Raw genomic sequence first — 241 nt, forward strand, 5'->3', positions numbered from 1 at the left:
GCTGTGATCGGCGATCAAGCCCTTGAGGTCAAGGCCTTCGACTTGTCCATCGATCACCCGCCATTGACCCGCAATCATCACCCGGTCTGCCCGGTCCGCGCCGCACAGCAGCAGTGCGGAAATGGGGTCATGGCTGCCGGAGAAGCGCAGTTCATCGAGCTTGAACAGTGCCAGGTCGGCCTGCTTGCCGACGGCCAACTCGCCAATGTCTGTGCGCCCCAGCAACTGCGCCGAGCCCTTG

1 pseudogene is annotated in these 241 nt (G+C 63.5%); it reads right to left on the minus strand.

Features of this window, described 5'->3' with window-relative positions:
* Positions 1-241: pseudogene (locus AAEZ05_RS29915) on the minus strand (8-oxoguanine deaminase); the annotation flags it as partial.

This window comes from Pseudomonas sp. HY13-MNA-CIBAN-0226 (assembly GCF_040310305.1).
In the GTDB taxonomy this organism is placed as follows: domain Bacteria; phylum Pseudomonadota; class Gammaproteobacteria; order Pseudomonadales; family Pseudomonadaceae; genus Aquipseudomonas; species Aquipseudomonas gregormendelii.